Raw genomic sequence first — 22,077 nt, 5'->3', positions numbered from 1 at the left:
ACAGGCGGGTTGGGCGTGGAGTGCCGTGCCGTGCAGCCGCCCGCTTGCCCGGTGGGCCTTCGCGCACCGGCTGAAGGAGGCCGAGTGGACCTGGAAGGACTCACTCCGCTACACCCCTGAGTGCGACACCATCGGCGGCACGTCCGGCTCCCCGGTGATCGACCGGCGCACCGGCAGGGTCGTCGCCGTGAACAGCACCGGCAACGACGACGGCGAGCGCTGCACGTTCAGCAATCCGCGCCAGGTCGACCGGCGCGGCCGGGTAACGGTGCGTCACGCCATGGGGTACGGCCAGCAGACATACCGCATCGCGCGGTGCATCTCACGCAACAGCTCTGTGGAACCAGGCCGTTGGGGCTGCCGACTGCCGGAGCCCGCACAGAGGCCGTAGCGGTCACCTGGCATCGCGCGTCACGTCGCGAGCCGGGCGCCCCGCGTACCGCAACGCGCACAGCAGTCCCGTGGACGCCCCCTTGTCCAACGCGACGGTTCCCCCAACAATGCCCATGACAACCGGGGTAGGCCAGCCCCGGTCACACAAGGCACTGAGGGGACCCCCACATGAAGAAGCCTCTCGTCGGCGCTTTCCTTGCCACCCTGCTCCTCGGGGCAGGCGCGGCACCCGCCTTCGCGGCCACGAGCCCGGACGCGGCACCGGTCGGCACGCGCGCCCCGGAATCCGTCGCGGCCCAGGCGGTCGACTTCGCCGGAACGGTCGCGCTGAGCAACTGTTCCGGGTCGGTCGTGCGCACGGCCGCCTCGCAGCCCAACGACCCGGCCCTGGTGATGTCCAACGGCCACTGCCTGGAGACCGGCTTCCCCGCCGCCGGCCAGGTCATCGTCAACAGGGCGTCGTCCCGCACCTTCTCGCTCCTCAACGGCGCCGCCCAGAAGGTCGGAACCCTGCGGGCCAGCAAGATCGCGTACGGCACGATGACCGACACGGACGTCGCGCTGTACCAGCTGACCAGCACCTACGCTCAGATACAGACCCAGTACGGGATCAGGGCGCTGGAGCTCAGCGCGGCGCGCCCGGCTCAGGGGACGCCGATCACCGTCGTCTCCGGGTACTGGAAGAGGACGTACAGCTGCAACATCGACGGGTTCGCGTACCGCCTCAAGGAGGGTGCCTGGACCTGGAAGGACTCGGTCCGTTACACCTCGGCCTGCAACACCATCGGCGGCACCTCCGGCTCCCCGGTGCTCGACACCGGCACGGGCAAGGTCGTCGCGGTCAACAACACCGGCAACGAGAGCGGCGGGCGCTGTACCGACAACAATCCGTGCGAGGTCGACGAGGCCGGCCGGACAACCGTGCGCAGGGGCATCAACTACGGCCAGCAGACGTACCAGATGGTGCCCTGCATCGTCGCGGGCAGCAGGATCGACCTGACCCGTCCCGGTTGCGGGCTGCCCAAGCCGTAACGGCTTTCGGCGTGCGCGGCGTCAGCCCGCGGCAGCCCTCCGGTGCTCCTGCGGGCTGACGCCGCGCACGCGCTTGAAGGCGGCGCTCAGCGCGAACGAGCCGCTGTAGCCGACCTTCCTCGCCACCGACTCCACCGTCGCGTCGGAGCCGCGCAGCAGGTCAGCGGCGAGCGTCAGCCGCCATCCGGTGAGGTACGACATCGGCGGCTCGCCCACCAACTCGCTGAACCGGCGCGCGAGTCCGGCCCTGGACACACCGGTCTCCGCGGCGAGGGAGGCGACGGTCCAGGGGCGGGCGGGCTCGTTCTGCATCAGCCGGAGCGCCCGGCCCACCACCGGATCGCCCATCGCCCGGTACCAGGCGGGTGCCTCGGCCTCCGGCCGCGAGAACCACGCCCGCAGCGAAGCGATCAGCAACAGATCCAGCAACCGGTCCAGGTACACGCTCTGCCCTGGCTCGTCCCGGCTGATCTCGTCCTCCAGTACGGGCAGCAGCGGGCAGTTCCACCTCTCGGAAGGCAGGTACGCGAGAGGCGGCAGGGCATCGAGCAGCCGCTGCCCGACCTCTCCGCCCAGCTGATACGTCCCGATCAGCATCACGGCCTCGCCGTCGACGCGGTCCCCCCAGGTCCGCACCCCGAGTTGCATGGACTCGGCGAGCGGCGTGCCGAACTGCGTACGGCACACCCCGCCGGGTCCGATCCTGGCCCGGACGGGGCTGGAAGGGGTGTCGGCGCAGACGTACGGGTCGGGGCCGCGCGCCACAGCGAGGTCTCCCGGCCGCAGCAGAACGGCGTCGCCGCTCTCCGGCATGACCCACGCGGTCGAGCGGGTCATGCACATGAGGGTGAGCGGGGCCCGGTCCTCGATGCGTATCGACCAGGGCGGGTCGAGCACGGCCCGCAGGAGGAAGGCACCGCGGGCACGGGGCCCGTCGAGAAGCCCGGCAAGAGCGTCCATGACCGGAACCCTAGCCGTGCGGCGAGAAGTTGGACGCACGCGTAGGCAAGTGAGCCTGTGGAGCATGTTCCGTCCACTCGCGCCGGACGAAGCTTGAGCCATGACAACGAACGAGAACACGGAGCAGAACAACACGGTGCTGGTGACGGCGGCCTCGGGCAAGACCGGGCGACGGGTGGCGGAGCGGCTGGCGGCGCACGGCGTCGACGTCCGGGCCGGGTCCCGCAAGGGCGAGGTCCGGTTCGACTGGGAGGACGAGGGGAGCTGGGGCCCGGCGCTGGCCGGCGCGGACGCCGCGTACGTGACGTACTACCCGGACCTGGCGGCGCCCGGCGCGGTGGACGCGATGCGCACCTTCGGGCGGACGGCGCGGGAGCAGGGCCTGACGCGGCTGGTCCTGCTCTCGGGACGGGGTGAACCGGAGGCTGTGGAAGCGGAGTCCGCGCTGCGCGAGGCGTGGGGCTCACCCGCGGGCATGACGGTCGTACGGGCGGCGTTCTTCGCGCAGAACTTCAGCGAGGGCGCGATGGGCGAAGGCGTCGCCGCCGGCGAGATCGCCTTCCCGGCCGGGGACACGGCCGAGCCGTGGGTGGACGCGGACGACCTGGCGGATGTGGTCGTGGCGACGCTGACGGAGCCGGGGCACGGGGGCGAGGTCTACGACGTGACGGGTCCGCGGCTCCTCACCTTCGCGGAGGTGGCCGCGGAGATCGGCCGGGCGGCGGGCCGGGAGGTGCGGTACGTGCCGGTGACGGTGGAGCAGTACGCCTCCGCACTGCAGGGCTTCGGGCTGCCGGAGGCCGAGGCGCAGTGGCTGGCGGACCTCTTCGGGACCCTGCTGGACGGCCACAACGCGACGACGACGGACGGGGTGCGCACGGTACTGGGACGGGAGGCCCGCGACTTCCGGACGTTCGCGGAGGAGGTGTGGGCAGGCCCGGCGTCCTGACCGGCCCCGGGCGTGGAGACGACACCGTCGGGCTCCGTGGGCGAATCGAGGTCTGGGGGCGAATCGGGGTCTGGGGGCGAATCGGGTCGGGTACGCGGGCGGGTCGGGGTGCCGGCCGGGTCCTCGCGCGGCAGGCGCCGCCCTGTTGGTCCGGCCTCGGCGAGGAAGAGGCGCGGAGTCGAGTACGGGCGGAATCCCGTACGGCGGGCTCCGCCCTTCTGGCCCGGCCCCGGCCACGCGGGCCTCGCAGGTCGGCTTCCGTCCTCGGCGCACCCCCCATCGTCACTTTGGCCACTTCCGTCACCCTTTCCTCGTCCGTCCCGCACATAACTCGCGCACGCGTATTGCCGGGCGTAACCACTCCCCATAACTTGCTGATATGGACCTGGAGTTGCGCCACCTGCGGACCGTACGGGCCATCGCCGACGCCGGAAGCCTCACCAAGGCCGCCGCCGCGCTCGGACTCGCACAGCCCGCGCTCAGCACTCAGCTGCGTCGGATCGAACGCGCCCTGGGCGGACCGTTGTTCGACCGCGACCACACGGGGTCCCGGCCGACCCCGCTGGGCGAACTGGTACTGGACCGGGCCCGCGTCCTGCTCCCCGCGGTGCGGGAACTGCAGGAGGACGCCGTCCGTTTCGCCAATACCTGGGCACACCTCGACCGGTTCCGGCTGGGGGCGACGCACGGACCGCTGCTCGGCGGCCTGGTGGACCAGTTGGCCACGGCCCGTCCTGCCGTACCGGTCACGACGCACACCACCTGGTCGGTCACCGAGATCAGCACCATGCTGATCGAGGGACGCCTCGACTACGCCCTGATCGGCACCTGCGGCGAGAGCCGTCCGCCCGCGACGGACCGGCTGAGCTGGGAGGCGGTCGGGGTGGATCCGGTGTTCGTGATGCTGCCGCAGAACCATCCACTGGCGGACGAGGAGGAGTTGGAGCTGTCCCGGCTGTCCGCGGAGTGCTGGACCGACGTGCCGGGCGAGGGCTGCTTCGGGGACTGTTTCACCGCGGCGTGCGCACGGGCCGGGTTCGCCCCGACGCAGGTGTACGAGACGGACACCGCGTCCTGCGTCCATCTGGTGCAGGTGGGACGGGCGGTGGGCCTGTGCCGGGCGACGTTCCCGCCGGCCCCGGGGATCGTGACGAGACCGCTGGCCGGGGCCCCGCTGACCTGGCGGCATCTGCTGGGCTGGCATCCGGCTGCGCCCGCCGCGGAGGCCGCGCGGGAGGTCGCCGGGTACACGGCCGCCGCGTACGGTGAGGCGGTCGCCCGGAGCGAGTCCTACGCGCGGTGGCTCGCCGCGGCTCCCCGCCCCGGCTTCGGCGCGGGGGCCGGGGCGCGCTGACCCCGCCGCGCGTCAGTGCGCGCCGTGCCCCGAGGCGATGTCCTCGACGCGGCGGGCCAGTTCGAAGTCCAGCTCGGTGACCGCGCCGCCGACACTGTGCGTGTGCACGGACAGGTCGAGGGTGCGGTACCCGAGCGCGAGGTCCGAGTGGTGGTCGAGCTCCTCCTGGACGGCGGCCACGTGGACGACCATGGCGGCCGCCGCGAAGTGCGAGCCGAGCCGGTAGGTACGGGCGATCCTGTCGTCCTGGAGCGACCAGCCGGGGAGTTCGCGGAGCCGGTCCTCGATCTCTTTCTGCGACAGCGGCTCAGGGGCCATGGCTGTACTCCCTTCCGTACGGTCCGACGCGTCACCTGTGGGGGAACAGGACACGTCACCTGTCGGGAACAGCCTGCCACCAACTGCCCCCGGTCACTCAGACCGCGGGCAGCGCATCTCCCTGCACCCGTGCGTGCAGGTGCTCGTCGTGCCAGCCGTCCGCGTGCAGCAGGGCACTGCGCATGGTTCCCTCGTACGCGAAGCCGGCCTTTTCGGCGACCCGGCAGGACGCCGGGTTGGCCGTGGAGTGGGTCAGCCGCACCCGGTGCAGGCCGAGGTCGTCCAGCGCCCAGCCGGTCAGCCGGACCGCCGCCTCGACGGCGATGCCCCGGCCGCGGGCGGCGGGCAGCAGCCAGTAGAGGATCTCGCCGCTCCCGTGCCGCAGCTGCACGTCCCCGAGGCCCACCAGTCCCACCGCCTCCCCTCCCCCGGGCTCCGCGACCGCCCAGATTCCCGCCGCCTCGTCCCGCCAGCGCCGGGCCCACTTCCCGATCCGCTGCTCCTCCTCGGCGACCGACAGCGGGGCCGGGCGGTTCCACTGCCGGATCTGCGGATCCCGGCGGGCCTCCACGAGCCGCGGGGCGTCCGCCGTCCGCCACGGGCGCAGCTCCAGGCCGCCCGGCAGCGCCAGCACCGGCTGCACCATGTCCCGCATCCGTCCGGCGGGCACCACGTCAGGTATGTCGTTGATCATCCGCCCATCGTGGCACGGCGGCTGCGGCTACTTTCGTCGTATGACAACGACCCTCACCGAGAAGCGGGTTGGCGCGATGCTGCGCCACTGGCGCGAGACCCGGCGGCTGAGTCAGCTGGAACTCGCGCTGCGCGCCGACTCCTCCGCCCGGCACATCAGTTTCATCGAGACGGGCCGCTCCCGGCCCAGCGCCGACATGGTGCTGAAGCTCGCCGAGCACCTGGACGTTCCGGTGCGCGAGCGCAACGACCTCCTGCTGGCCGCCGGTTACGCACCTCAGTACCGGGAAACCCCGCTCGACGACCCCGCCATGGGCGCCCTGCGCGCCGGCATCGACCAGCTCCTCAAGGGCTACGAGCCCTATCCGGCGCTGGTCGTCGACGGAACGTACGGGGTCGTCGCCGCCAACAGCGGCATCGGGATGCTCCTCGACGGCGTTGCGGGCCACCTCCTTGCGTCCCCGCTGAACGCGATCCGCCTGACCCTGCACCCCGAGGGCCTCGCCCCGCGCATCCGCAACCTGCCCGAATGGCGCGGGCACCTGCTGCACCAGATGGAACGTCAGATAGCCCTGGCCAGGTCGGCGCCGCTGCGGGCGCTGTACGACGAGGTGGCGGCGTATCCGATGCCTCCCGCCCCCGAGGGGGCGGAGCCGCCCGCCGCACCACCGACCGCCCATTTCGCGCTGCCGCTGCGGATCGAGCACGCCGGGCAGGTGCTGTCGTTCGTGTCGTCGATCTCGACCTTCAACACTCCGATGGACATCACCGTCGCCGAGCTGGCCATCGAGACGTTGCTCCCGGCGGACCGGGCCACCGTGGCGTTTCTGCGCGAACGGGCCGACGCGTGAGCGGTCGGCGTTCCTTTCACTCCGTCGCGTGCTGTTCCCGCAAGGCCGCGCCCTTCTTGTGGGCGGCCATGCAGGCGTACACGAGGACGCCGGTGAAGAGGAACAGCACGCCCTGGTAGACGGCCGCGTAGCCGGAACCGGCGACCAGCCACATCGAGAAGGCCGCGGCCAGGGCGGTGAGGACGCCGTCGCGGACCAGGCGGCCCCGGTCGACGCGCGCGGACTGCCCGGAGAAGAGGAAGTACAGCTGGGCCGCGGTGGCCAGGAGGTAGGGCACGGTGGCCGTGAAGGTGGTGACCAGGACCAGGATCTCGAAGACGCCCTGCGAGCCGGCCGTGTAGTTGTAGACCGTCAGCAGCGAGGCGAGGACGACGGTGACGAGCACTCCCACCGTCGGCACGCCGCGTCGCTTGGTGGCGAAGACGGCCGGGAACAGGCCGTCCCTGGCGGCGGCATACGGGGTCTGGGCACTGAGCAGCGTCCAGCCGTTGAGGGCGCCGAGGATGGAGATCACGGCGGCGCAGGCGACGAGGGTGCCGCCCCAGGTGCCGCCGAACATGTGGTTCACGGCGTCGGAGAAGGGCGCCCCGGAGTCCACCAGCCGGTCGTGCGGGACGTTGCCGAAGACCGACAGGGTCCCCAGGAGGTAGACGAACGCGGCGCCCAGGGTGCCGAGGATGGTGGCGCGGCCGACGTTGCGGCGCGGGTTGCGGACCTCGCCCGCGCTGACGGCGGCGGACTCGACGCCCAGGTAGCTGAACAGCAGGATCGCGGCGGAGGCGGAGATGGCGCCGACGGGTCCGCTGCCGGACGCCTGGAAGGGGCCCATGTTGCCGGCCTCGAAGGTGAACAGGCCGCCGAGGGCGACCAGCAGGAGCGGGGCGAACTTCAGGACGGTGGCGACGACCTGGACCGCGCCCACGTAGCGGGTGCCCGCGAGGTTCGCGGCGGCGGGCAGCCATTGGATGACCAGCGCGGCGAGCATCATCGCGTACCTGGAGTCGCCGAGCGGGATCAGGACGTCCAGGTAGCCGACGGCGGCCACGGCGAGCGCGGCGTTCGAGACCCAGGCGGTGATCCAGTAGCTCCAGGCGGCGAGAAATCCGGCGAAGTCACCGAAGGCCTCACGGGCGTAGACGTACGGGCCGCCCGTCCTGGGGTGCTGGTTCGCAAGCTTGCCGAAGACCAGGGCGAGGCAGATCGCGCCCAGGGTCAAGACGCCGAAGGCGACGAGGCTGATGGTGCCGAAGGGGGCGACGGAGGCGGGCAGCAGGAAGATCCCGCCGCCGATGATGTTGCCCATCACCAGGGCCGTGGCGGCCGGCAGGCCGAAGCGCCGCGCGTGCTTGCCCTGCCCTTCGGCGGTGTCGGCCGGATCCGGCTGGGGAGCGGTTCCGGTGTCGTGCATGGGTGGTGCCTCTCGCCGTACGAAGTGCCCAGGGTCGCCGGGCGACAGCCATGGTCGGGTACGGGGAAGCATGCACAAAATCAAGCGTTTTCATCCTGTACGGCGCGGTCTGCGGCGGGAAAACCTCCTTCGGGCCGGTCGGTGGGCAGGGAAATCTGCGCGGGTCCCAGTGGCACCTGCGGGCCCTGGCACTCCCGCAGCCAGCGGCGGAAGACCTGGTGAACGCGTTCCGCGCCGACGATGTCCTCCCCCTCGGGCACCGGATCGGACAGGGTGACGGGCCACAGCAGGAAGGGGCGGGACTGTTCGCCGCCGAGACCGCCGTGCGAACCGATCTGCTCCTCGAAGGCGTGCACCTCACCGGTCGCGGGGTCGTACGCCGAGTTGACCATGATGTCGGCGGTGTGCGGGAAGCCGTCGGTGCGCCGGATCGCATCGGCGGCACCCTTGCCGAAGGGTTTCAACGGGCCCTCGCCGTCGTGGAGTTCCGGCAGGGGAATCTCCGCGCCGCCCGCGCCGAGCAGCACCGCCCCGTACTCCTCGCTGCGCACCAGCAGGAACCCGATCCCGGGGTGCCCGGCGAGCACGCGCAGCAGGGCGGGGTGGCGGCGGTCGATCTCTTCGCGGGTGGCGCGTCCCGGCAGGTCGGGGAAGCTGATCAGGCCGAGGTTGCCGGAGGCGAGGACGATCGGGTCGGTGGCCGGTGCGGTGGAGGGCGACAGGTCGTCCTCCGTACCGGCGACGGGCCGGTGGAGTGCGGTGCGGACGACGTCACGGGCCTCCGAGCCGGACTTGCTGTGCTGGGCGCGGCGCGGGACGGGCAGGCCGCAGCTGGCGCGGACGTAGTCGCGCAGGGTCAGCCCGTAGCGTCCCTCGAAGGTCTCGCCGGGGCTCTGCCCGTGGTCGGAGAGCAGGACGACGCGGTAGGCGCGCGGGGCGTGTGCGGCGACCTCGGCCATCAGGGCGACCGAGCGGTCGAGGCGCCCGAGGACCCGCTCGGCGTCCCGGCTGCGCGGGCCCGAGTGGTGGGCGACCTCGTCGTACGCGACGAGGTCGGCGTAGATCGCGGTGCGTCCGGCGAGCATGTCCCCCATGACGGCGGCGACCACGACGTCCCGTTCGACGACGGTCGCGAACGCGCGGATGAAGGGGTAGAAGCCGCCGCGGCCGACGCGCGGGGTCTCCTTGCGGAGCCGGGAGCGGGTGGAGGAGTGGATCTCCCGGACGACCTCGGCGACGAAGGAGAGGGCGGTGCGGACGGCGTTGGCGGGGTCGGAGAAGTACGCGAAGTACCCGGCGCGCGAGCGGTTGCTGGGGCCGCGGCGGGCGGCGATGGACAGCACCAGAGCGAGCTGGTCGGCGCCGCCGGAGAAGAGGTTGCCGCGACTCGCACCGTCGAAGGTGAGGAGGCCTCCGTCACCGGTGCGCTCTATGGCGCGGTGCTGGAGCTCGGCGGTGCTGGCCGGGCTGGAGCACACCATGGTCCGGCCGCTGTCCTTCTCGTACCAGCGGAAGGCCGGCACGTCGTGGTTGGAGCCGTGCAGGATGCCGAGCTGGCTGGCACCGGTCTGGCTGGACCAGTCGGTGTGCCAGGGGGCGAGCCGGTGGCTGGGGTGCTCGCCGTCGAGCAGGGCGGCGACGGTGGGCAGCAGGCCTTTGCCGAGGGCGTGGCACAGGGTGTCGTGGCCGAGGCCGTCGAGCTGGAGGAACAGGGTGCCGGGCATGCCGTGCCGGGCCTCGTCGCGGCGTCCGCCGCGGCGGCGCTGGGCGAGCCGGGAGAGCCTGCGGCGGTAGGCCTCGTCGTCGCGCACCGCGAAGGCGGTGGACGTGGCGGAGGCGACGGCCGACATCACGGCGGCGACGACCACGGCGGTCCGCGGGTCGGCCTCGCCGCTGCCGTCGGGGAGGAGGCTGAGCGCGACGAGCAGCAGCGAGCCGTTGAGGAAGAAGACCAGCAGGCCGAGGACGAGTGCGGGGACGAGGAGCAGCGCGCGTACGGCGATCGGCCAGACCAGCGCGGACAGCAGACCGAAGGCGCCGGCCGCCCAGACCGCGGTGAGGGCGACGTCGGTGAGGCTCTCGTCGTTGTCGCGCTGGAGCTGGAAGTCGGGGAGGATGCCGGCGAGGGCGAGCATGGTGAGGGTGGACACCGCCCAGACGGTGATCACCCGCAGCAGGGTGCCGCCCGCTCTGCGCACTCGTCTCTCGCCCACCACGTCGTACCCGCCTCTGTCCCTGGCCGCGTCACCGGTCGTGCCGCGCACGTCACCGCCGCGCGTGCCGCTGCTCGTGCCGCTCTCCGTGCCGTTTTCCGGCTCCCCGGCTTTCGACCAAAGCCTGACACAGGGGCGCGGAGCGCTGGACGAACCGGATCAGCAGCCGTCGTATCCGGCTGTCGGCATGGAGAGCCGCCGGTGGACCCCGGCCTTCATCGAAGCGCTGTACACCGGCTCGTCCAGCCCGGCGGTCTCCAGGCGTACGCCGCGCCTCTCGCACTGGGCGGAGAAGTCGACGGGGGAGGCGAGGGCGCGTGCCAGGACGCGTTCGTTGGGGGTCACGAAGAAGTCCACGTGCCCGGCCTCGACGTCCGCCCACAGGGCGTGGTGGTCGGGAGGCAGTTGGTGCAGGACGAGCTGACGGCTGACGACGTACCCCTTGTCGGCGGCCCAGCGGGCGCACATCGCGTACTGGCTGCGGGTGTCCACGAGGAAGGGATCGCCGTCGAGTTCTTCGAGCGGCGTGAAGCTGGCGATGACGGCCACGCGTACGTCGCCCCGCGCCCGGTCCGGTAACTCGTGGCTCCCCGCGCCGTCCGGTGTTTCACCCCGAGCGTCGCCCTGGGCGCCGCCTTGTGCGTTCGCCGCCCCTACGCCGTCCATGACCCGTCCCCTTCGCCGCTGTCACCGCACGACCCTACTCCGCCCTCCCCCGCCGCGAGGAGGCGTGCGCACGGGGCGCGCGGTGCGCCGTAGGGTGGGCCGGACGTCCCGGAAGGAGCCCGTACCCCGTGAACAGCGCAGGCACCGTCGTCACGTGGTGGGGTCATGCCACCTGCACGGTCGAGGACTCGGGGGTGCGGCTGCTGACCGATCCGCTCTTCGTGCGGCGCTTCGCCCACCTGCGGCGACGGCGGGGCGCCCTGCCCACGGCACGGGCGGCGCACGCCGACGCCGTGCTGGTCTCCCATCTGCACTCCGACCACCTGCATCTTCCCTCGCTCGCCCGGCTGGCTCCCGGCACGCTCGTGGTCGTGCCGCGGGGCGCGGTGCGCCAGGTGCCGGGGCTGCGCCGGTTCCGTACCGCCGAGGTGGCTCCGGGCGAGCGCATACGGGTCGGTGCGCTGTCCGTGCGGGCGGTGCACGCGGAGCACGACGGGCGGCGGCTGCCGCTGGGCCCGCACCGCTGCCCCGCGTTGGGGTACGTCGTCGAAGGCGCGTCCACCACCTATTTCGCCGGGGACACCGGGCTGTACGACGGCATGGCGGAGGCGGTCGGTCCGGTGGACACGGCGCTGCTGCCGGTGGGCGGGTGGGGGCCGAATCTGGGGGCCGGGCACCTGGACGCGGGCCGGGCCGCACAGGCGCTGGCCGCGCTGGAGCCGCGGCACGGGGTGCCGATCCATTACGGGACGTACTGGCCGATCGGGCTGGACGGGGTGAGGCCGCACGAGTTCCACACACCGGGGATCGAGTTCGTGCGCCGGGCTGCCGTACTGGCGCCCGGGGTGGCGGTGCACCGGCTGGAGCACGGCGAGAGCGTGCGGACGGAGGGCCCCGCGTGACCGGGCAGTGGGCGGCGGGGCACCCGCTGTCCGGGCGGTGGTTCGGCGGGCAGTGGTTCGACGATGCCGTGCGGGCGGTGGCGGTTCCCCCGGAGGCGACGCAGCAGGTGGTGGGCTATCCGGCGCTCTTCGCACTGGTGGTGCTGGGAGCGCTGGTGCCGGTGGTGCCGACAGGGGCGCTGGTGAGCACGGCGGCGGTGGTCGCGCTGCACCAGAGCGTGCCGGCGTTGTCGCTGCTGCTGGTCTTCCTGGTCGCGGCGCTCGCTGCCTTCGTGGGCGACCTGACGCTGTACTGGCTCGGGGTGCGCGGGGTGCGTTCCAAGAACGGGTCGAAGTGGCTGGACGCGCTGCGCAAGCGGGCGCCGCAGCACCGGCTGGAACAGGCCCGGCGCAAGTTGGAGGAGCACCGGTCGCAGGTGCTGACGCTGTCGCGGCTCGTTCCGGCGGGACGGATACCGGTGATGCTGGCGTGCCTGCTGGCGAAGATGCCGATCCGCCGGTTCGCCCGGGGTGACGTGCCGGCGGCCCTGGCCTGGGCGGCCGCGTACCAGCTCGTCGGTGTCCTGGGCGGCGCCCTGTTCGCCCGGCCGTGGCAGGGGGTGGCGGCGGCGATCGCGGTGACGCTGCTGATCAGCGGCGCACCGGCGCTGTGGCGGCGGGTGCGCGGGGCCACGGGCTGACGCGCATCCACGGTTCTCCGCACGCACATAGGCGGTCCTCGGTGCACGGTCCTATGTGAGGACGCGGGAGGAGCCCACCGGCAGGTCCCAGAGCTCCTCGCGCGGGCGGCCCGTCTCCGCCCAGGCCGCGCGGACGCGGGTGAGCGGTTCGAGCACCGGTTCGGCGGAGAGCACGAAGGTGCCCCAGTGCATGGGGGCCATGTTCCGCGCGCCGACGTCCGCGCATGCCCGTACCGCTTCCTCCGGGTCCATGTGGACGTCGCGCAGCCACCACCGCGGGTCGTACGCCCCGATGGGGAGCAGGGCGAGATCGAGCCCGGGATGGCGGTCGCCGATCTCCCGGAACCAGTGGCCGTATCCGGTGTCGCCCGCGAAGTACACGCTTCGGCCGCGTCCGTCGCTGAGGACCCAGCCGCCCCACAGCGTGCGGCAGGTGTCGGTGAGGGAACGCTTGCTCCAGTGGTGCGCCGGCACGAAGTCCAGCCGTACGCCCCTGAGCTCGACACCCTCCCACCAGTCCAGCTCCGTGACCCGGGTGAAGCCGCGGCGGCGGCACCAGCCCGCGAGACCGGCCGGGACGAACAGGGGCGTGTCGCGCGGCAGCCTCCTGAGGGTCGGGGCGTCGAGGTGGTCGTAGTGGTTGTGACTGATGACCACGGCGTCGACGGGAGGCAGATCCTCCCAGCGGACGCCGACGGGGGTGACGCGGGCGGGCGTTCCGAGGATCTTGCGGGACCAGACCGGGTCGGTGAGCACGGTGAGCCCGCCGATGCGCACCACCCAACTGGCATGCCCGGCCCAGGTGACGGCGACGGTGTCGGTGTCGGCCACCGGCAGCGGGCCCGGCTCGTAGGGGAGCCTGGCGATGTCGCGCAGCCCTTCGCGCCCTGGCCGGACGGCCCCCTCGCGGGCGAGCCGGGCGAGCGCCTTCACACCCGGCAGGGGGGCGGTGAGGCGGTCGGCGAAGGTGCGGGGCCAGGGCGTGGAGCGGACCTCTCCGAGGGAGCGGGTGAGCGAGGAACGGACGGTGCACCGGGATCGTTCCACCAGGCCCGGCCTGCCGCTGCCGGGGTGCTCCGGCGGATCGGTGAGTTCGGTCTGTTCCGTCATCGAGAGGCTCCGTTCGGTGGCGTGCCCAGCCGTGCGCGCGGGACGTGCACGGCTGTCGGATCAGCCCAGTTCGGCGAAGGCTGCACCCAGGTCGTTCAACATGCGCTCCACATGCGGCAGTTCAAGCGGGTCCTGTGCCATGAGGGACTCCATCCGCTGCTGCGGGGTTGTCCCGAGAAGAGGCGCGGTGGCGATGCGTACGCGCAGCGCGCCCAGCGGATCGCCGAAGCGGTGCCCGCCGGGGACGGGAGTGGCCAGTCGATCGGTGAGGTGGTCCTCCAGTTCCATCGCGTCACTCACGCCACGGGCGGCGAGACCTGCCCGCAGCGGGTCGAGGTCGACGTACAGGTGGCGTCCGGCCGTCGGCGGGCGCGACAGGGCGCCCGCGGCGAGCACGGCGCGGTGAACGCCGCCCTGCACGCGCGCGTGCAGGGCGGCGGCGGCCCGTGCGCGGGCCACCACGGGCCCGGGGTCGCCGAGCGCGTACGCGGCCGCCTCGGCCACCGGGGCCGCGATCCCCGCCCCGAGCGCGGCGAGCACGTCGAGGGCGCGGGCGCGCCAGGACTCCCCGTGCGCGGTGTCCGGCAGTCGGGCGACGGCGGCGGGCCAGGCGGTGGGCAGGTGCGCGCCGGCCAGGTCGGTCAGGACGGTCACCCGATCGGGGAACATCTCGGCCGGGCCGACGAACACCGGCTCGCGGGGATGCGGCGCGGGGCCGTGGGCGAGCCGGTCGCGCTGGTGGGGGGTGGCACGGTGGACGGTACCGCGCCAGGTCTCGTCGCTGATGACCTGCAGCCCCTCCGCGAGGGCCGCCTCGCACACCTGGTGGACCACTTCCGGCGGCGCGACGGTGGCGGTCGGGTCGTCGGGGACGGACAGCACGAGCAGCCGGGGGTCGCCGCCCTCGACCCGGACCCGCCGGACGGTCTCCAGCAGGGCGTACGGGTCGGGTACGCCACCGCACTCCGCCGGAGTGGGCACGTGGTACGCGGAGCGGGTGCGGTCGTGGACGCTGCCCAGGAGACGGATCTGGGGCGCCCACCACGCCGGACACGGCCGCGGCAGCAGAACGTCGCCCTCGGCGGCGGCCAGCAGGGCGAAGAGCAGTTGGGGTGCGCCCGGTGCGGCGACCACGTGGCGCGGGTCCGCGTCCAGGCCCTGCCGGCGCCAGTGCGCGGCGGCCGCCTCGCGGAGGGCGCGGGCGCCGCCGGGGGGTTCGGGTTCGGTACGGGACGCGGCGGCGGCGAAGAGGGCGGCGAGCTCCGGGAGGACGGGGAGGCCCGGGGAAGGGACGGGAGGGCCGTGCTGGACTCGGCCGTGGTCCTCGGGGAGGGTCCGCATGGTGACCTCTCGGGTGAGTTTCTCTTCCGGGGCGGGCGTACGGCGGGTGGGGGGCGTGGGTCGGATGTGCAGCGGTGGGCGCCCTCACGCCCTTTATATGCGCGGTTGCGCACGGGCGCACGGGGAAGGGCCGGCCGGGCGGTTGGGGGCATGGGGAAGTGAAGGGGCCGAACGGTCTGCTGGCCCGTGCATGCCTCTGCCCGACGGGCGAGCCCGTGCTCCCCGGAGGTACGACCCGACGCCGCCGCACGCCGCGGCCGGTCGGGCCCGCGCCGTCAGGCCCGGCACGCGGCGCGCGCACGGCAGGCCGGCGGAACCCTTCGGATCAGGCCGCTTCCTTCATGGCCTGTGCCCGTAGCTGTGTGCAGCACCTGCTGATCAGCCGGGATACGTGCATCTGGGAGAGCCCCAGGTCCTCCGCGATGCTGCTCTGAGTCATGTCACGGAAGAAGCGCATGTACAGGATCTTCCGCTCCCGCTCGGGGAGCCGTTGCAGGCCCGGCTTCACCGCTTCGCGGTCGATGACGATGTCGAGCGCCGGGTCGGGGCCACCGATCGCGTCGATGAGCGAGTAACCGTCCTCGCTGCCGGGCAGTTCCGCGTCCAGGGAGAGCGCGGTGAAGGAGTCGAGGGCCTCCAGGCCGGACAGCGCCTCCGCTTCGGTCATGCCGGCCTGGGCGGCGACCTCGGCGACGGTCGGGCCGCGGCCCACCATCGTCTGGGCGAGTTCCTGGTGGGCGGAGCGCACCCGGTTGCGGAGGTCCTGGACGCGGCGCGGCACGTGCAGGGTCCACATGTGGTCACGGAAGTGGCGCTTGATCTCACCGGTGATGGTGGGAACGGCGAAGCTCTCGAAGGCCGCCCCGTGCTGCGGGTCGTACCTGTCGACGGCCTTCACGAGGCCGAGCGCGGCCACCTGGCGGAGATCCTCCAGAGCCTCGCCCCGGTTGCGGAACCGGCCCGCGATGCGTTCGGCCATCGGCAGCCAGGCGTTGACGAGTTCCTGCTTCAACAGGTCGCGCTCGGGGCCGGCGGGCAGGCCGGCGAGCCGCTGGAACTCGGCCGTCGTGTCGGGTGCGTCGTCGTGCGGGTGCTTTCCCACGGACTGAGTACGCATGTGTGCTCCCTGAAACCTCGAACGGTGCAGAAGGTGGGCGGTCACCGTGCGAAGGGAGTCGAGATCCGGCGCCCGGTCGGCCATGCGGCCGCGACACGCCCGGAGTGCCGACTGCCACTCCCACGGACGTGCCTCCTGTCCGAAGCACGGGGTCCGCCTGCCCTGGTCCCGGGGAGCCAAACGGGTTTCCTGGGCGCCGAATCCGGTACCCGTAGGGGTCCGGCCGAGGACCGGCCGAAAAGCGACCGGGCCGGGCACGGGGAGATGACGCGTCCCAGGACCGGAGGCACCGCGCACCCTCCGGGCCGGCTGCCGGACTCGGCGCGCCCGACGGGGTTCCTGTCGGGGTCCGGCAGCGGGCAGCCCGGACACAACAAGGGGCGGCCGGTACCCGGCCGCCCCCACTCTCTCGTCCCGCACCGCGGATCCTGCCCGCCCGGCGGGTCAGTCCGCCCGGCGGGTCAGTCCGCCCGGCGGGTCAGTCCGGTCGGCGGGTCAGTCCGGCCAGTAGCCGGTCATGCGGCGCACGACGGTCGCGCCGCCGCGCTCCACGGCGGTGCGGACGACCGCGAAGATCGCGCCCTCCACCGCCACGGCGGGCAGGATCTCCCGCCACTTGCGCTCCTGGTCGAGCCCGTCGGGGGCATCGTCCTGCCCGGTCGCGAGCTTCCAGGTCTTGCGGAACGCGGCGCCCGCGAGCAGACCGCCCGCCATGCCGAAGGCCATGCCCAGGGGCTTGTAGAGCACCTTGCCCTTGCTCATGTCAGCAACTCCTCCCCCGGCGGCGCACGACCAGCGCGGCGACCACCAGGGCCGCGCCGACGCCCACCGCGAACGGCACGGGGCTGCGGCGGACCTGCTCGGGGGCGTACTGCTGGAACCCTGCCGCGACCTCGGCGGCCTTGTCCTGGACGTGGGTCCTGACCTCGGCGGCCTTCTCCTGTGCCTGCACCGCGATCACCTCGGCCTGCACCTTGGCGTCGGCGGCCTTCTCCTGGGCCTGCACCTTGACCTCGGCGGCCTTCACCTGGGCCTGCACCTTGACCTCGGCCGCCTTGTCCTGGGCCTGCGCCCTGAACTCGCCCGCCTTCTCCTGGGCGCGTGCCTTCACGTCGGCCTTGGCGGCCAGTTCCTCGACGGTCTCGCCCAGCCGCTCGCGGGCCTCGGCGACGTCCTTGCGCGCCTCCTCGACCTCGGCGGGTTCGACGCTTCCCTGATTCTTGTGGTCGCTGCCGTCGTCGTTCATCGGTGTGCCCTCTCCTTGATCTCCTGGATGTCGGCCCGTACGTTCTCCGCGGCCTGTTCCGGTGCGAGCGGTGCCGCGCTGCGGGTCTTCTTCCGGCCGGCCAGTGCCAGTATCGCGGCGAGCGCGGCCAGGATCGCGGTGACGATCAGACCGCTCGCCCAGACGGGCAGCACCAGGGCGAGGGCTGCGATCCCGGTGGCGACCAGTGCCTGCAGGGCCAGGAAGGCGGTGATTCCGGCGCCGCCGTAGAGGCCGCCGCCGATGCCCGCCTTCTTTCCCTTGTCCTTCATTTCGGCGCGGGCGAGCCGCAGTTCTTCGCGTACGAGCTCGGAGAACTGTTCCGTCGCCCGTTTCACCAGGTCAGCTGCCGAGGGCTCGGCGGACTGGGGCTGGTTCACGGTCCTTCGCCTCCGTCATTGGGATGAGCAGCACTTCTTCGTAACGGCCGAGCGCGATGACCACGCCCAGCATGAACACGGGTAGCAGCACGGTCAGCAGGGCCATGGCCCCGTCCTTCCCTGTGGGCCCTTCTGCGTCCCCGACAACGGGTTGTGTACGGGCCTGTGTCCTGCGGGTGACCCGGGTGCCCGCCGGTAAACCCCGTCCGCCCCGGAAGGGTGGGGCGCGGCCGCTCGGGGCGGGTGAGCACGGTCGGGCCGACGTCCGCACAGCACTCCGGGCGCGGGGTCCGCGACCGCCGTCCCTGACGGTGCGCGGGTCCGCGCCCGGAGCCCATCCCTATCCCAGTGGCCACTCGGCCGCGGTCCGGGTCCCCCGCCCCGTCCATCCCAAACCCCGCGAGGGACGTGGAAGTTGGGATCGGCCCGGCGGGCGGCGTTTGGCTGCCATGTGTCGGGTAGGCGACTTTCATCCCCGAACAGACCATGGAGTGATGCACACATGCAGCGAGGCAGCGACCGCGTCAGCCGGCGTCAGGACGACGAGATGAAGCACGAGCTGGAGGGGCTGCTGCGGTCCGGTCATCCGACCAGGACCGAGGAATGGCACGACCCGGAGCCGGTCGCGGACGACGACCCGGAACTCGCCTCGGACCCGATGCCGCGGCCGGGTCCCGAGGGCGAATTCGAGAAGGTGCGTTTCGAGCTGGCCCGGCACCTGGGGCGTACGCAGTTCCCCGCGGACCGGGACGGCGTCGTCTCGATGCTGCGGCACGGCCACGCCCCGGACCGGCTCTGCGACGTGGTGGCCGCACTGCCCGGGGACGCCGTGTTCGACAACGTCCAGGCGGTCGCCGTGGCCGCTGTACCGGAAGCCGGCCGGTCCCGCTGAGGCGAGCAACGGTGCGGGCGGCGGACGCCACGTGGCCCGGCACCGTGGCCGGGAGTCCCGCTCGCCGGGGCGGACCAGCTGATGCGGGCCCAGCACATCGGTGATGTGCTGGGACGCGGGTTCAGGCACCGCACACCGCAGAAACCCTTCAGACAGCACAGGCAATCAGACAGCAGGCATCAGCACGCAGAAAGGAACCGCGGCATGCGCATCGCATTCCTCACCGCTCCCGAGGGTGTCGAACAGGTCGAGCTGACCGACCCGTGGGAGGCGGTCACCGCCGCCGGGGACACCCCCCGGCTGATCTCCACGGCCTCCGGCACCGTCCAGGGCTTCCACCACCTCGACAAGGGCGACACGTTCCCCGTCGACCAGGAGGTCAAGGACGCCTCCGTCGAGGAGTACGACGCCCTGGTGCTGCCGGGCGGAGTGGCCAATCCGGACGCCCTGCGGATGGACGCGGACGCGGTCGCCTTCGTCAAGGCCTTCTTCGCGGCGGGCAAGCCCGTCGCCGCGATCTGCCATGCCCCCTGGACCCTGGTCGAGGCGGACGTACTGACGGGCCGCACCCTCACCTCGTGGCCGAGCCTGCGCACGGACATCACCAACGCGGGCGGCACCTGGGTGGACGAGCAGGTCAAGGTCTGCACGGGCGGACCCAACACCCTGGTCACCAGCCGCAAGCCGGACGACCTGAAGGCGTTCTGCGAAACGTTCACCGCGGAGTTCGCGAAGAGCGCACGCTGACCGGCAGCCCCGTCCTCGCGCAGCGCGCCCCCTGAAGGACGAGCGGAGTCCCGCGCGCGCCACGGCAGCCGCGGGAAGTGGAGACACCGTACGAGCCCTGCGGGCAGACCCCGGTCGCCCGCAGGGCTCGTACGCGACCCCGAAGCCGGTTCGGAGGCGGCGGGGCGGGTAACCGGGTGCCATGTCCGAGCTCACTTCGCATGTTTCCGTCTCTCCGGGCCGCCGCGTCGCCGAATGGCTGTCCAGGCGGGACCACGCCGTGTTCCACGCCGTCGCCTCGCGGCACTGGCCGGGCGCGGACCGGGTGCTGCCCCGGTTGAGCCAGAGCGCGAACCACGGGCTGCTGTGGTTCGGTGCCGCGGCCGGAATCGTCGCCGTCGGCAAGAGCACCCGCTCGCGGCGGGCCGCGATGCGCGGGGTCGCCTCCCTCGCACTGGCCTCGGCGACCGTCAACACCGTCGGCAAACGTTCCGTACGCCGCATACGGCCCGTCCTGGACGCCGTCCCGCTGATGCGGCAGCTGAAGCGGCAGCCCGTGACCACGTCCTTCCCTTCGGGGCACTCGGCGTCCGCCGCGGCCTTCGCGACGGGTGTCGCGCTGGAGTCGAAGGGGTGGGGTGCGGTCGTGGCGCCGGTGGCGGGCGCGGTCGCGCTGTCGCGCATCTACACGGGCGCGCACTTCCCCAGCGATGTGGCGGTCGGTGCGGCACTCGGCGTGGGGGCCGCGTTCGCGGTACGCGGGCTGGTGCCGACCCGGGACCAGCTGCCCTCCCCCGGTCGCCCTCACACCGAGGCGCCCCGGCTGCCCGGCGGCAAGGATCTGGTCGTCGTCGTCAACAAGGCGTCCGGCAGCGCCACGGCCAAGGCTGCCCTGGTGCGGGAGGCACTTCCCGCGGCCGAGGTGCGCGAGGTGGAACCCGATGATCTGTGCGACGAAATCGACCGGGCCGTCAAGAGCGCCCGTGCGCTCGGCGTGTGCGGCGGAGACGGCACCGTCAACCGGGCGGCCGTGGCCGCCGCCCGTGCGGGGATTCCGCTCGCCGTGTTCCCCGGCGGCACCCTCAACCACTTCGCGTACGACCTCGGCATAGAGACCGTGGACGACACCTGCCGTGCGCTGACGGCCGGGGACGCGGTCAAGGTCGACCTGGGCCGGTTCACCCCGGGCCCGAACCCGGACGGCGCCCCCGGCTACTTCCTCAACACCTTCAGCCTCGGCGTCTACCCGGAGCTGGTCCGCATCCGCGAGCACTGGTCGCCGCGCATCGGCGGCTGGCCCGCCGGCGTACTGGCCGCCTTCCAAGTACTGCGCGGGGAGCGGCCGTTGGAGGCGGAGGTGCGCGGCAAGCGGCGCGGGATGTGGATGCTGTTCGCGGGCAACGGCCTGTACCAGCGGATGGGCCCCACGCCGGGCCGCCGCTTCGACCTCGCGGACGGGCTGCTGGACGTCCGGGTGGTGCACGGGGGCCGGCTGCCCGGGCTGCGGCTGATGCTGGCCGCGCTCGCCGGTCCGCTGAGCAGGTCCGCCTTCCACGCGGCGGGGCGGATGCGCCGGCTGCGGGTGGCGGGCATCGAGCCGGGCACGCCGCTCGCGTTCGACGGCGAGGTGGCCACGGCTCCGGCCGCGTTCGTCGTGGACAAGGCGGACGAGGCGCTCACGGTGTACCGCCCGCTGCCGATCGCGCTGAGCAACAGCCTCTAGCGCCGCTGCGGGACGAGCTCCCCCTCGCCGTCCATGTCCGTCGGCGCCTCCGTCACATCGAGGAAGACCTGGTCCGCCTCGGGCCAGGTCTCCCCTATGTTCCGCTTGATGCGCTCCGAGACCAGCTCGACGCGTTCGCTGTCCAGGCCGGGCCGGAGGTCGATACGTGCCGCCACCAGCGTGGAGTCGAGGCCCAGCCGCATCGTGAGCAGCGAAGCCACGCGGTCGATCTCCGGCTGCTCGTCGAGCAGGTCGCGGATGCCGTCGCGCAGTTCGGGGTCGACCGCCTCGCCGATGAGCTGGGCACGTGCGTCGGAGCCGAGCCGGTAGGCCACGTACACCAGGAGCAGACCGATGCACAGGGACGCCGCCGCCTCCCAGACGACGTGCCCGGTGGTCATGTGCAGGATCATCCCGGTCATCGCGATGAGCACGCCGACCACGGCCGTGCCGTCCTCCGCGACGACGGTGCGCAGCGCCGGGTCCTGGGCCAGGCTCCTGCCCGGCGTCCGGCGGACCTGCCGCAGCGCGCGCACCAGCGAGGTGCCCTCGGCGAGCAGGGCCACGCCGAGCACGACGAGGCCGGCGAGGTAGCCCGTGCCGGTCTCCCCGGCCGCGGGGGAGCCGAGGGCCGAGATGCCCTGGTAGAAGGAGAAGCCCGCGCCGAGCACGAAGATGCCGACGGCGGCGAGCAGGGACCAGAAGTAGCGTTCCTTGCCGTATCCGAAGGGGTGCCGGCGGTCCGCGGGGCGGCGGCTGCGGCGCAGTGCCGCCAGCAGGAAGACCTCGTTGATGCTGTCGGCGACGGAGTGCGCGGCTTCGGAGAGCAGTGCGGGTGAGGACGCGATCACGCCGCCGACAGCCTTGGCGGCGGCGATGAGGAGGTTGGCGGCGAGCGCCACCAGGATGGTGATCCGGGTTTTCCGGTCGTCGGAGCGGCTGGTCACAACACCTCGGTCCTTCGGGGGAAGTGTTCGCGGGGATCCTCGCGACGGATTCGGGGGGCCCCGGGCGCGCACGCAGCCCTCCCCGCGTTCGTGGGGAGGGCTGCTCCTCGCGACGGATTCGGGGGGCCCCGGGCGCGGGCCCACCCCCCCCCCCGAAC

23 protein-coding genes and 1 pseudogene are annotated in these 22,077 nt (G+C 72.9%); 10 read left to right on the top strand and 14 right to left on the bottom strand.

Annotated features, from left to right (window positions below):
• Positions 1-58: 58 nt before the first annotated feature.
• Both HNQ79_RS05665 and HNQ79_RS05660 read left to right on the top strand, forming a co-directional pair.
• Positions 59-391: pseudogene (locus tag HNQ79_RS05665) on the top strand (serine protease); the annotation flags it as partial.
• 170 nt (positions 392-561) lie between these two features.
• A complete protein-coding gene (locus HNQ79_RS05660) occupies positions 562-1,425 on the top strand; it encodes a trypsin-like serine peptidase (protein WP_185027484.1) in 864 nt (287 codons plus the stop codon).
• A 21-nt stretch (positions 1,426-1,446) separates the two neighbouring features.
• On the opposite strand, the gene HNQ79_RS05655 is transcribed toward HNQ79_RS05660, so the two are convergent.
• Positions 1,447-2,385: an AraC family transcriptional regulator gene (locus HNQ79_RS05655; protein ID WP_185027482.1), complete on the bottom strand. Its 939-nt coding sequence runs from the start codon at positions 2,383-2,385 to the stop codon at positions 1,447-1,449.
• A gap of 100 nt (positions 2,386-2,485) precedes the next feature.
• On the opposite strand from HNQ79_RS05655, the gene HNQ79_RS05650 reads away from it, so the two are divergent.
• Together HNQ79_RS05650 and HNQ79_RS05645 are read left to right on the top strand one after the other, a co-directional pair.
• Positions 2,486-3,334: an NmrA family NAD(P)-binding protein gene (locus HNQ79_RS05650; RefSeq protein WP_185027480.1), complete on the top strand. Its 849-nt coding sequence runs from the start codon at positions 2,486-2,488 to the stop codon at positions 3,332-3,334.
• Between the two features lie 379 nt (positions 3,335-3,713).
• Entirely contained in the window at positions 3,714-4,688 is a 975-nt protein-coding gene (locus tag HNQ79_RS05645) for a LysR family transcriptional regulator (protein WP_185027478.1), read from the top strand.
• Positions 4,689-4,700: 12 nt separating this feature from the next.
• Here the strand turns inward: HNQ79_RS05645 and HNQ79_RS05640 are convergent, their stop codons facing one another.
• Together HNQ79_RS05640 and HNQ79_RS05635 are read right to left on the bottom strand one after the other, a co-directional pair.
• Complete coding sequence (locus HNQ79_RS05640) at positions 4,701-5,006, bottom strand: 4a-hydroxytetrahydrobiopterin dehydratase (protein WP_185027476.1); 306 nt, start codon at positions 5,004-5,006, stop codon at positions 4,701-4,703.
• Between the two features lie 97 nt (positions 5,007-5,103).
• A complete protein-coding gene (locus tag HNQ79_RS05635; protein ID WP_185027474.1) occupies positions 5,104-5,700 on the bottom strand; it encodes a GNAT family N-acetyltransferase in 597 nt (198 codons plus the stop codon).
• 40 nt (positions 5,701-5,740) lie between these two features.
• Here HNQ79_RS05635 and HNQ79_RS05630 point away from each other — a divergent pair, with 40 nt between their 5' ends.
• A complete protein-coding gene (locus HNQ79_RS05630) occupies positions 5,741-6,550 on the top strand; it encodes a helix-turn-helix domain-containing protein (protein ID WP_185027472.1) in 810 nt (269 codons plus the stop codon).
• Positions 6,551-6,566: 16 nt separating this feature from the next.
• Here HNQ79_RS05630 and HNQ79_RS05625 read toward each other — a convergent pair whose 3' ends face one another.
• The 3 genes from HNQ79_RS05625 to HNQ79_RS05615 form a co-directional block, all read right to left on the bottom strand.
• Positions 6,567-7,958, bottom strand: coding sequence for an amino acid permease (locus HNQ79_RS05625; RefSeq protein WP_185027470.1), 1,392 nt, complete (start codon positions 7,956-7,958; stop codon positions 6,567-6,569).
• An 80-nt stretch (positions 7,959-8,038) separates the two neighbouring features.
• Entirely contained in the window at positions 8,039-10,171 is a 2,133-nt protein-coding gene (locus HNQ79_RS05620) for a phage holin family protein (protein ID WP_185027468.1), read from the bottom strand.
• Between the two features lie 159 nt (positions 10,172-10,330).
• Positions 10,331-10,720, bottom strand: coding sequence for a hypothetical protein (locus HNQ79_RS05615; RefSeq protein WP_185027720.1), 390 nt, complete (start codon positions 10,718-10,720; stop codon positions 10,331-10,333).
• A gap of 245 nt (positions 10,721-10,965) precedes the next feature.
• Here HNQ79_RS05615 and HNQ79_RS05610 point away from each other — a divergent pair, with 245 nt between their 5' ends.
• Positions 10,966-11,739 (top strand): MBL fold metallo-hydrolase, encoded by a 774-nt coding sequence (locus HNQ79_RS05610; RefSeq protein WP_185027466.1) that lies wholly within the window; start codon positions 10,966-10,968, stop codon positions 11,737-11,739.
• Between the two features lie 68 nt (positions 11,740-11,807).
• Positions 11,808-12,419 carry a DedA family protein gene (locus tag HNQ79_RS05605; protein WP_185027718.1) on the top strand — a complete coding sequence of 204 codons (612 nt, stop codon included), beginning with the start codon at positions 11,808-11,810 and terminating at the stop codon, positions 12,417-12,419.
• 51 nt (positions 12,420-12,470) lie between these two features.
• Here HNQ79_RS05605 and HNQ79_RS05600 read toward each other — a convergent pair whose 3' ends face one another.
• The 7 genes from HNQ79_RS05600 to HNQ79_RS05570 form a co-directional block, all read right to left on the bottom strand.
• The gene (locus tag HNQ79_RS05600; RefSeq protein WP_185027464.1) at positions 12,471-13,529 is read right to left on the bottom strand and encodes an MBL fold metallo-hydrolase; all 1,059 of its coding nucleotides are present in this window, start codon (positions 13,527-13,529) and stop codon (positions 12,471-12,473) included.
• 60 nt (positions 13,530-13,589) lie between these two features.
• Complete coding sequence (locus tag HNQ79_RS05595) at positions 13,590-14,870, bottom strand: aminotransferase class I/II-fold pyridoxal phosphate-dependent enzyme (RefSeq protein ID WP_185027462.1); 1,281 nt, start codon at positions 14,868-14,870, stop codon at positions 13,590-13,592.
• Positions 14,871-15,195: 325 nt separating this feature from the next.
• Complete coding sequence (locus tag HNQ79_RS05590; RefSeq protein WP_185027460.1) at positions 15,196-15,987, bottom strand: RNA polymerase sigma factor SigF; 792 nt, start codon at positions 15,985-15,987, stop codon at positions 15,196-15,198.
• Positions 15,988-16,482: 495 nt separating this feature from the next.
• Positions 16,483-16,749: a DUF4235 domain-containing protein gene (locus HNQ79_RS05585; RefSeq protein ID WP_185027458.1), complete on the bottom strand. Its 267-nt coding sequence runs from the start codon at positions 16,747-16,749 to the stop codon at positions 16,483-16,485.
• Between the two features lies 1 nt (position 16,750).
• Complete coding sequence (locus HNQ79_RS05580; protein ID WP_185027456.1) at positions 16,751-17,233, bottom strand: DUF3618 domain-containing protein; 483 nt, start codon at positions 17,231-17,233, stop codon at positions 16,751-16,753.
• Positions 17,230-17,631: a phage holin family protein gene (locus HNQ79_RS05575; protein ID WP_185027454.1), complete on the bottom strand. Its 402-nt coding sequence runs from the start codon at positions 17,629-17,631 to the stop codon at positions 17,230-17,232. The genes HNQ79_RS05580 and HNQ79_RS05575 overlap by 4 nt, the downstream gene beginning before the upstream one ends.
• Complete coding sequence (locus tag HNQ79_RS05570; RefSeq protein ID WP_185027452.1) at positions 17,594-17,737, bottom strand: hypothetical protein; 144 nt, start codon at positions 17,735-17,737, stop codon at positions 17,594-17,596. The genes HNQ79_RS05575 and HNQ79_RS05570 overlap by 38 nt, the downstream gene beginning before the upstream one ends.
• 396 nt (positions 17,738-18,133) lie before the next feature.
• Between HNQ79_RS05570 and HNQ79_RS05565 the strand changes: the two genes are divergently transcribed.
• The 3 genes from HNQ79_RS05565 to HNQ79_RS05555 all read left to right on the top strand — a co-directional run bounded on the left by HNQ79_RS05565 (position 18,134) and on the right by HNQ79_RS05555 (position 20,972).
• Positions 18,134-18,523 (top strand): DUF2795 domain-containing protein, encoded by a 390-nt coding sequence (locus tag HNQ79_RS05565; RefSeq protein WP_185027450.1) that lies wholly within the window; start codon positions 18,134-18,136, stop codon positions 18,521-18,523.
• A 204-nt stretch (positions 18,524-18,727) separates the two neighbouring features.
• Positions 18,728-19,270, top strand: a complete 543-nt coding sequence (locus tag HNQ79_RS05560) for a type 1 glutamine amidotransferase domain-containing protein (protein ID WP_185027448.1) — start codon at positions 18,728-18,730, stop codon at positions 19,268-19,270.
• A 181-nt stretch (positions 19,271-19,451) separates the two neighbouring features.
• A complete protein-coding gene (locus tag HNQ79_RS05555) occupies positions 19,452-20,972 on the top strand; it encodes a bifunctional phosphatase PAP2/diacylglycerol kinase family protein (RefSeq protein ID WP_185027446.1) in 1,521 nt (506 codons plus the stop codon).
• On the opposite strand, the gene HNQ79_RS05550 is transcribed toward HNQ79_RS05555, so the two are convergent.
• Positions 20,969-21,919: a cation diffusion facilitator family transporter gene (locus HNQ79_RS05550; RefSeq protein ID WP_229923190.1), complete on the bottom strand. Its 951-nt coding sequence runs from the start codon at positions 21,917-21,919 to the stop codon at positions 20,969-20,971. The two genes, HNQ79_RS05555 and HNQ79_RS05550, sit on opposite strands and share 4 nt — an antisense overlap.
• Positions 21,920-22,077: the final 158 nt, after the last annotated feature.

It is taken from the genome of Streptomyces candidus (genome assembly GCF_014207445.1).
Taxonomy (GTDB): domain Bacteria; phylum Actinomycetota; class Actinomycetes; order Streptomycetales; family Streptomycetaceae; genus Streptomyces; species Streptomyces candidus.
Note: the sequence above shows the minus strand (reverse complement) of the source record. Positions and strands in the feature narration are given on the sequence as shown.

Coding starts and splice junctions, on each gene's coding strand:
- HNQ79_RS05660 (WP_185027484.1), top strand. CDS start 562: ATGAAGAAGCCTCTCGTCGGCGCTTTCCTTGCCACCCTGCTCCTCGGG.
- HNQ79_RS05655 (WP_185027482.1), bottom strand. CDS start 2,385: ATGGACGCTCTTGCCGGGCTTCTCGACGGGCCCCGTGCCCGCGGTGCC.
- HNQ79_RS05650 (WP_185027480.1), top strand. CDS start 2,486: ATGACAACGAACGAGAACACGGAGCAGAACAACACGGTGCTGGTGACG.
- HNQ79_RS05645 (WP_185027478.1), top strand. CDS start 3,714: ATGGACCTGGAGTTGCGCCACCTGCGGACCGTACGGGCCATCGCCGAC.
- HNQ79_RS05640 (WP_185027476.1), bottom strand. CDS start 5,006: ATGGCCCCTGAGCCGCTGTCGCAGAAAGAGATCGAGGACCGGCTCCGC.
- HNQ79_RS05635 (WP_185027474.1), bottom strand. CDS start 5,700: ATGATCAACGACATACCTGACGTGGTGCCCGCCGGACGGATGCGGGAC.
- HNQ79_RS05630 (WP_185027472.1), top strand. CDS start 5,741: ATGACAACGACCCTCACCGAGAAGCGGGTTGGCGCGATGCTGCGCCAC.
- HNQ79_RS05625 (WP_185027470.1), bottom strand. CDS start 7,958: ATGCACGACACCGGAACCGCTCCCCAGCCGGATCCGGCCGACACCGCC.
- HNQ79_RS05600 (WP_185027464.1), bottom strand. CDS start 13,529: ATGACGGAACAGACCGAACTCACCGATCCGCCGGAGCACCCCGGCAGC.
- HNQ79_RS05595 (WP_185027462.1), bottom strand. CDS start 14,870: ATGCGGACCCTCCCCGAGGACCACGGCCGAGTCCAGCACGGCCCTCCC.
- HNQ79_RS05590 (WP_185027460.1), bottom strand. CDS start 15,987: ATGCGTACTCAGTCCGTGGGAAAGCACCCGCACGACGACGCACCCGAC.
- HNQ79_RS05585 (WP_185027458.1), bottom strand. CDS start 16,749: ATGAGCAAGGGCAAGGTGCTCTACAAGCCCCTGGGCATGGCCTTCGGC.
- HNQ79_RS05580 (WP_185027456.1), bottom strand. CDS start 17,233: ATGAACGACGACGGCAGCGACCACAAGAATCAGGGAAGCGTCGAACCC.
- HNQ79_RS05570 (WP_185027452.1), bottom strand. CDS start 17,737: ATGGCCCTGCTGACCGTGCTGCTACCCGTGTTCATGCTGGGCGTGGTC.
- HNQ79_RS05565 (WP_185027450.1), top strand. CDS start 18,134: ATGCAGCGAGGCAGCGACCGCGTCAGCCGGCGTCAGGACGACGAGATG.
- HNQ79_RS05560 (WP_185027448.1), top strand. CDS start 18,728: ATGCGCATCGCATTCCTCACCGCTCCCGAGGGTGTCGAACAGGTCGAG.
- HNQ79_RS05555 (WP_185027446.1), top strand. CDS start 19,452: ATGTCCGAGCTCACTTCGCATGTTTCCGTCTCTCCGGGCCGCCGCGTC.